This window comes from Halovulum sp. GXIMD14793, from assembly GCF_054457435.1.
Map to the genome: position 1 here is coordinate 67,815 of NZ_JBTLNE010000010.1, position 6,481 is coordinate 74,295.

At 58.7% G+C, this 6,481-nt stretch carries 8 protein-coding genes; 4 read left to right on the forward strand and 4 right to left on the reverse strand.

What is annotated here, in order from left to right; translation table 11 throughout:
• Nucleotides 1–92: 92 nt before the first annotated feature.
• The 4 genes from plsY to ACW9UQ_RS04210 are packed head-to-tail and all read right to left on the reverse strand — an operon-like array spanning nucleotide 93 to nucleotide 3,868.
• Entirely contained in the window at nucleotides 93–680 is a 588-nt protein-coding gene (gene plsY / locus ACW9UQ_RS04195; protein ID WP_458929747.1) for a glycerol-3-phosphate 1-O-acyltransferase PlsY, read from the reverse strand.
• A complete protein-coding gene (gene pyrC / locus ACW9UQ_RS04200; protein WP_458929748.1) occupies nucleotides 677–1,948 on the reverse strand; it encodes a dihydroorotase in 1,272 nt (423 codons plus the stop codon). The genes plsY and pyrC overlap by 4 nt, the downstream gene beginning before the upstream one ends.
• Nucleotides 1,949–1,950: 2 nt before the next feature.
• Entirely contained in the window at nucleotides 1,951–2,937 is a 987-nt protein-coding gene (locus tag ACW9UQ_RS04205) for a DUF4268 domain-containing protein (protein WP_458929749.1), read from the reverse strand.
• Complete coding sequence (locus ACW9UQ_RS04210) at nucleotides 2,930–3,868, reverse strand: aspartate carbamoyltransferase catalytic subunit (protein ID WP_458929750.1); 939 nt, start codon at nucleotides 3,866–3,868, stop codon at nucleotides 2,930–2,932. The genes ACW9UQ_RS04205 and ACW9UQ_RS04210 overlap by 8 nt, the downstream gene beginning before the upstream one ends.
• 95 nt (nucleotides 3,869–3,963) lie before the next feature.
• Here ACW9UQ_RS04210 and ACW9UQ_RS04215 point away from each other — a divergent pair, with 95 nt between their 5' ends.
• The 4 genes from ACW9UQ_RS04215 to ACW9UQ_RS04230 form a co-directional block, all read left to right on the forward strand.
• The gene (locus tag ACW9UQ_RS04215; protein WP_458929751.1) at nucleotides 3,964–4,746 is read left to right on the forward strand and encodes a uracil-DNA glycosylase; all 783 of its coding nucleotides are present in this window, start codon (nucleotides 3,964–3,966) and stop codon (nucleotides 4,744–4,746) included.
• Between the two features lie 10 nt (nucleotides 4,747–4,756).
• Complete coding sequence (locus tag ACW9UQ_RS04220; protein ID WP_458929752.1) at nucleotides 4,757–5,350, forward strand: metallophosphoesterase family protein; 594 nt, start codon at nucleotides 4,757–4,759, stop codon at nucleotides 5,348–5,350.
• 74 nt (nucleotides 5,351–5,424) lie between these two features.
• The gene (locus tag ACW9UQ_RS04225) at nucleotides 5,425–6,051 is read left to right on the forward strand and encodes a hypothetical protein (protein ID WP_458929753.1); all 627 of its coding nucleotides are present in this window, start codon (nucleotides 5,425–5,427) and stop codon (nucleotides 6,049–6,051) included.
• 98 nt (nucleotides 6,052–6,149) lie between these two features.
• Nucleotides 6,150–6,481, forward strand: a 332-nt coding sequence (locus tag ACW9UQ_RS04230) for an IS5 family transposase (RefSeq protein WP_458929754.1), incomplete at its 3' end; no start/stop codon positions are given.

Consider the following 6,481-nt stretch of genomic DNA (forward strand, 5'->3'; position numbering starts at 1 on the left):
TTTGCTAACACCCCGGCCGGGTTCAATGATAAGCGGATCATGCATTAGCTGTCGGTTGGCGATTGAGCCGGCTAGTCGACTTTGCACGCCCGTCAACTGTCCTTCTGCCCGATTTTTGGCTCGGTTCCCGCCAGCAGTCGTTGGATATTCGCGCGGTGCCGCCAAAGGGCCAGAAGGGCCATTAAAACGGTCGGAATGATCGCGTCCATTCGGCCAAAGATGGCCAGCCAAAGCGGCAGCGATATCGCCGCGCCCATCCCCGCGACCGAGGAAATCCGGGTGGCCAAGGCCAGCGCCAGCCAGGTCGCGCAGGCAGCCAGACACGCCCAGAAATTCAGCGCCAGCGCGATCCCCAGAAAGGTCGCGATCCCCTTGCCACCGCGAAAATTCAGCCAGACCGGGTAGCAATGCCCAACAAAGGCAGCAAGGCCCGCCCAGGGCGCGAAGCTAGGGCCGAACAGTGCCCCTGCGATCAGCGCGGCCACGCCTCCCTTGCTGGCATCCAGCACCACAGTGGCCAAAGCCGCCGGTTTATTGCCGGTGCGCAGCACATTGGTGGCCCCGATATTGCCTGAGCCGATCTGGCGCAGATCGCCCAGGCCCAGAAGCCGGGTGATCACCAGACCAAAGGGGATCGAGCCCAAAAAATAGCCCAGAGCCAAAGACGCCAGAAAACTCATGCTGAAAACACCTCTATCCCGCCAACGCAGGTTTTCAGCACCTTACCCTGCATCCGCTGCAGATCAAAGGGGGTGTTTTTGGATTTGGAGTGCAGATCAGCCCGGTTCAGCACAAATGGCGCATCCGGGTCGAACAGGATCAGGTCGGCGGGCGCACCAACCTCGATCCGTCCGCTCGGCAGGCCCAGCAGCTTTGCCGGGTTCAGGCTGAGGGCACGGAACAGGCCGGGCAGATCAATCTGACCGGCATGAACCAAACGCAGGGCCGCAGGCAGCAGGGTTTCCAGCGCAACAGCCCCGCTGGCAGCACCTTCGAAGGGCAGGCGTTTGCTTTCTTCGTCCTGCGGGGTATGCATGGAGCTGATCAGATCAATCTCGCCGTCGGCCAGGGCCTGAACCACGGCTAGCCGATCCTCCTCGCCCCTGAGCGGCGGTTTGACCTTGAAGAAGGTGCGATAGTCGCCAATGTCGAATTCGTTCAGCGTCAGGTGATGGATCGACGTGCCCGCCGTCACCGGCAGCCCGGCGGCTTTGGCGCGCCGAAGCGGCTCCAATCCCGCCGCGCAGGTGATCTGATCCGCATGGTACCGACAGCCGGTTGCCTCAACCAGCGCAAGATCCCGCTCCAGCCCCATCCGCTCGGCCAGCGGTGACACACCCGGCAGGCCCAGTTTGGAGGCAAACACGCCCGAGGTTATGCACGCCCCCGCCGACAATCCCGGTTCTTGCGGATGGGCCACAATCAACGCACCCAGCCCGGCGGCGTAGGTCATGGCGCGAGACAGCACCTTGGTGTCGCGCACCGGCCGGTCAGCGTCCGAGAACGCCACCGCACCTGCATCCTTCAAAAAGCCGATCTCGGTCATCTCACGCCCGTCGCGCCCCTTGGTCAGGGCGGCTATCGGCAGGACATTGACCGGGGCACTTTCCGCAGCCCGGCGCAGATGGAATTCAAGGATCTCGGGCGTATCCATCACCGGCGTGGTATCGGGCCGCGTCACCATCGTGGTAACGCCGCCCGCAGCAGCGGCCATCCCGGCGGTGCGAAAGCTCTCCTTATGGCGCTCCCCCGGTTCACAGACCTTTACGCCGATATCAATGATGCCGGGGGCGAGGCATTTGCCGTGGCAGTCGATGACATTGCCGGTTGGTGTTTCATCCGGGGGCAGAATGTTGGTGATGATGCCATCTGCGATACGCAGATGGCCTTTTGCCAAGGTGCCTGACGCAGGGTCGATGATGCGCGCATTGGTGAGCAATAAAGTCATCTTCAAAATAATTCCGCCGTTTCAGGATCAAGCCCACGAATTCGGTTATGGAAGACACGATAGAGGCCATCCATGTTTTCGATCAGCCATTCGTGCTGATCCTTCCATGTCGCTTTTTCGGAAACGTCAGTGAAATCCTTTTGTATGAAGATTCGTCGGTCCTTGGCCGCAGCATCATACCATTGCAATTCATGGCCGAATTCTTCTTCGATTCGATCTTTCTCGATCATTAGCAGGTTGAAGTAACCACTTGCGGAAATACCGGTAAGATAGACCTCGGCTCTTGCCCAATTTTCGCGGCTATTGATTGACGTGTTAAGCGAAACGCCAGTTTTCCCGATGCTATGGACAAGCCAACTTTGTGGTTGTGGTGAAACTGGTCGAACCGAGGTTTTCCAATGTGCCAGTCGTTCTTCAAAGGCGGTCCAGTATTCAATCAACATCTGGCGGTGCGGTGACAGATCGGCTTCGAGGGTTTTGGCGCTGCGCGAGACTTGCTTTGACCAGTCATTGGGCTTGACGATTACATTGAAGCGAGGGGCCGGCAGACTTTCCCCGATACGCCAGACCTCCATTGAGACGGCAAAAAAACGCATATCTTCGCTGGAAATTGCATTCAGCCAATCAAGGGCCGCGCGGTGTTCTTCCCGTATCTCTTCGCCGATCAGGATCAGGGTTTTGGCGTTAAGTCCGCTGGCATAGGTAATCAGTTTTCCCAAATGATCGTGGTCCGACTTCCCAAACTGGTTCTCAATCAAAACATGTTCGCCTTCCGGGCTGGTGGTGTCACGGCATAGGATATCAGCCCGGAACGGACCGTTGTTTACTTCGATGGCCTCAAGTTCGAAACCTTCTTCGCCAAAACCAAGTGTATCGGCGAGAAGTGAAAGGTTATTTTGTTTTGCAAGCCACGGCGTGAAGTCGCGCGCTTCGTCAGGCCAGATGTCACGGACGCGTCCAACCTTTTCAAGGCGTCCGAGTTTAGGCATTTTGATCACCTTTCAGGTTCCGCGCCAGCAAATCCATACACGCCATCCGTACCGCAACGCCCATTTCAACCTGTTCCTGAATGACGCTGACATTGATGTCGTCGGCGATGGTGCCGTCGATCTCGACTCCGCGGTTCATCGGGCCGGGATGCATGACTATGGCGTCGGGGCGGGCATGGGCGAGTTTTTCGGCGTCGAGGCCGAAGCGGTGGTAGTATTCCCGTTCGGACGGGATGAAGCCGCCATCCATGCGTTCCTTTTGCAGGCGCAGCATCATGACGACATCGGCGTCTTTCAGACCCTCCTCCATGTCATCGGTAACCTCAGAGACAAACTGATCCACGCCAGCGGGCATCAGGGTGCGGGGGCCGACCAGACGGACACGGTTTTCCATCAGGCCCAGCAGGATCATATTGGATCGCGCCACCCGTGAATGGGCAATGTCGCCACAGATCGCGACGGTCAGCCGGTGCAGCCGTCCCTTGGCGCGGCGGATGGTCAGGGCGTCCAGCAAGGCCTGGGTCGGATGCTCATGCCGCCCATCGCCCGCATTCAGCACCGCGCAATTGACCTTGGAGGCCAGCAGGTTCACAGCGCCGGACTGCGGATGCCGCACCACCAGCAGATCAGGATGCATCGCGTTCAGGGTCAGGGCGGTATCAATCAGCGTCTCGCCCTTCTTGATCGAGCTTGCCTGCATCGCCATCGACAGCACATCCGCACCCAGCCGCTTGCCCGCCAGCTCGAAGCTTGCCTGCGTGCGGGTCGAGTTTTCGAAGAACATATTGACCTGCGTCAGCCCGTCCAGCACCTGCCGGTGCTTGTTCGGCTGCCGGTTCAGGTCGACATAGGTTTCGGCCAGATCAAGAATGGTGGTGATATCGACGGGGCTGAGGCCTTCGATCCCCAAAAGGTGGCGGTGCTGAAACAAGCGCGGTCTCCCCGGTGCCGATTGGCGGCGTTATAGCAGACCAGCCGTGGGTAACAATCCCTTGGACGCGCTGTGGGTCCGGCATAGGATAGGGCATGACGAATCCTGTCCACATCCAAGATCAACACGACCTGCTGGCCGCTTTGGCCTGGCAGATCGAACTGGGCGCGGATGAGGCAATCCTGGATACCCCGGTGGATCGCTATGCGTTGGGAGCGGCCCCGGCCAAGGCACCCCAACCCGCCAAGCCCCCCCCGGCAGAGGCTGCTCCGCCCGTTGATCCGGGCGAGACGACCGCGGCGTTGGCGGCAGGATGTGCGGATCTGGACGCGCTGAAAGCGGCAATGGCGGGTTTTGAGGGCTGCGCTTTAAAGCAGGGCGCGCGCAATCTGGTGTTTGCAGACGGGGTGCGCGGGGCGCGGGTCATGATTGTTGGAGAAGCGCCGGGCCGGGAAGAGGATCGGCAGGGCCTGCCCTTTGTCGGGCCATCGGGGCAGTTGCTGGACAAGATGTTCGCTGCGATCGGCCTGAGCCGTCAGGCAGAGGACCCCAAGCAAGGCATCTACATCACCAACACCTTGCCATGGCGTCCCCCGCAGAACCGCGATCCTTCGACGGATGAACTGGCGATGATGTTGCCCTTTTTGCACCGTCATATCGAACTGGCCGCCCCGGACATTCTGGTCACCATGGGCAATCCGTCCACCAAGACCCTGCTAAAGACAAATACCGGCATTACCCGGATGCGCGGCAAATGGGCCGAGGTGATGGGCATTCCGACCCTGCCGATGTTTCACCCTGCCGCTCTGTTGCGCGGGCCGGAGAAAAAGCGCGAGGCCTGGGCGGATTTGCTGGCGTTGAAGGCAAGGCTGTCCTGAGAGGGTGCAAATGAAAATCTTCGCATTCTCCGACCTTCACCATTCCCGATTCCGCGCTGAGGCGCTGGTTGCGGCCAGTCAGGAAGCCGATCTTGTCATCGGGGCCGGGGATTTTTGCAATATGCGTCAGAACCTGCCTGGTGCCGCGTTTTTGCTGACAGGGATCAAGGTGCCTTTTGTGCTGGTACCAGGGAACGCCGAAAGCGCGGATGAATTGCGCGACGCCGCGCATCAGGGATGGACCGTCCTGCATGGTGAGGCGGCAGAGATTGACGGACTGCGCTTGTTTGGTCTGGGCTATGGCATCCCGGTCACGCCGTTTGGCGAGTGGTCCTGCGATATGACCGAAGAGGCCGCGTCAAAGGTTCTGGATGGCTGCGAAGCGGTTGATATCCTGATCACGCATGCCCCGCCGAAAGGTGTTGCGGACCTGACCTCATCTGGCCAGTCTGTCGGCTCACTCGCTATCCAAAGAGCGATTGCGCGGCTTCAGCCCCGGTTGGCAGTCTGCGGCCATATCCACGACAGTTGGGGGCGGACCGGTCAGATCGGAACCACAAAAGTTGTCAATTTGGGTCCCGGCGGCCACTGGTTCGATCTATAATAGGATGCAGCCGTGCGTCGTGAGGGCTATAGCGACTCTTTCGACAGAGTGTATTTTTGTATCAGGAGGGGATTTTGAACGCAGAACTCAGTGAACCGCTGGGTGTTGGAAAGCTCTTGGGTGACACGATCAAACTGATCTTCACCAAAGGGTGGTGGCTGATGCCATTGGCGATGCTTGTGACCGTCCCCGCCGCTTTGCTGAGCAGCTATCTTGTGATCACCATTTTTTCTTACCCGCAACGCTTCGACAGCCTGGCAAGCATCTATATCGCTTCGCTTGCTCCGATTCTCGTTCAGTTGGTGATCTACTTTCTTGCATCGGCTCTGCTAACATTTGCAGCCTATGACGCGGTCCTCAGCAGAAGAATTCGGATCGGGTACTACATCGGCCAGGCGTTGCGCTACGGCCCGCCCATCATTCTGCTAAGCTTGCTGACGAGTGTGTTGATCGGCGCAGGCTTGATCCTGGTGATCGTGCCCGGCCTCTATCTTGCCGCCTGCTTCTATGTGCTTGTTCCGGCCATTATGATAGAGCAGGCAGGCTTTAGCGGCATGGGGCGGTCGCTTGATCTCACCAATGGGTATCGATTTTCGATTGTCGGACTGGTTTTAAAGCGTTTCGGGATAAACCTGAGACAAAGGATTACCCCGAAACGCAGTGATCAACCTATAGGGTGTACGCGTTTCGATTTTTTGTGATGTCTCAAGGTAAACTCGAAACGCTTTAGGGCCTGTGGACATTCGGGATTCCCATTTGGTTTGAGTTCTGATTCAACCTTCCAAAAGAGGAGGTTTGAATGGACCCGAGCAGATTTGTTCTCACGGATCGCCAGTGGCGTGCGATTGAGCCTTTGTGTCCCGGCGGTTTGACCGCTCCGGGGCGCACTGGGACCGATACCCGGTTGTTTCTGGAGGCGGTGCTTTGGATCGTGCGAACCGATGCGCCGTGGCGCGACCTGCCGCCGGAGTTCGGGAACTGGAACAGCACCTTCCGCCGGTTCCGAAGATGGGTTCAGGCCGATGTTTTCAAAAGGATATTTGACACCCTCAGCGATGAACCCGACATGGAATACGCCATGATCGACGCGACGATTGTCAAAGTCCATCGCCACGGAATGGGCGCAAAAGG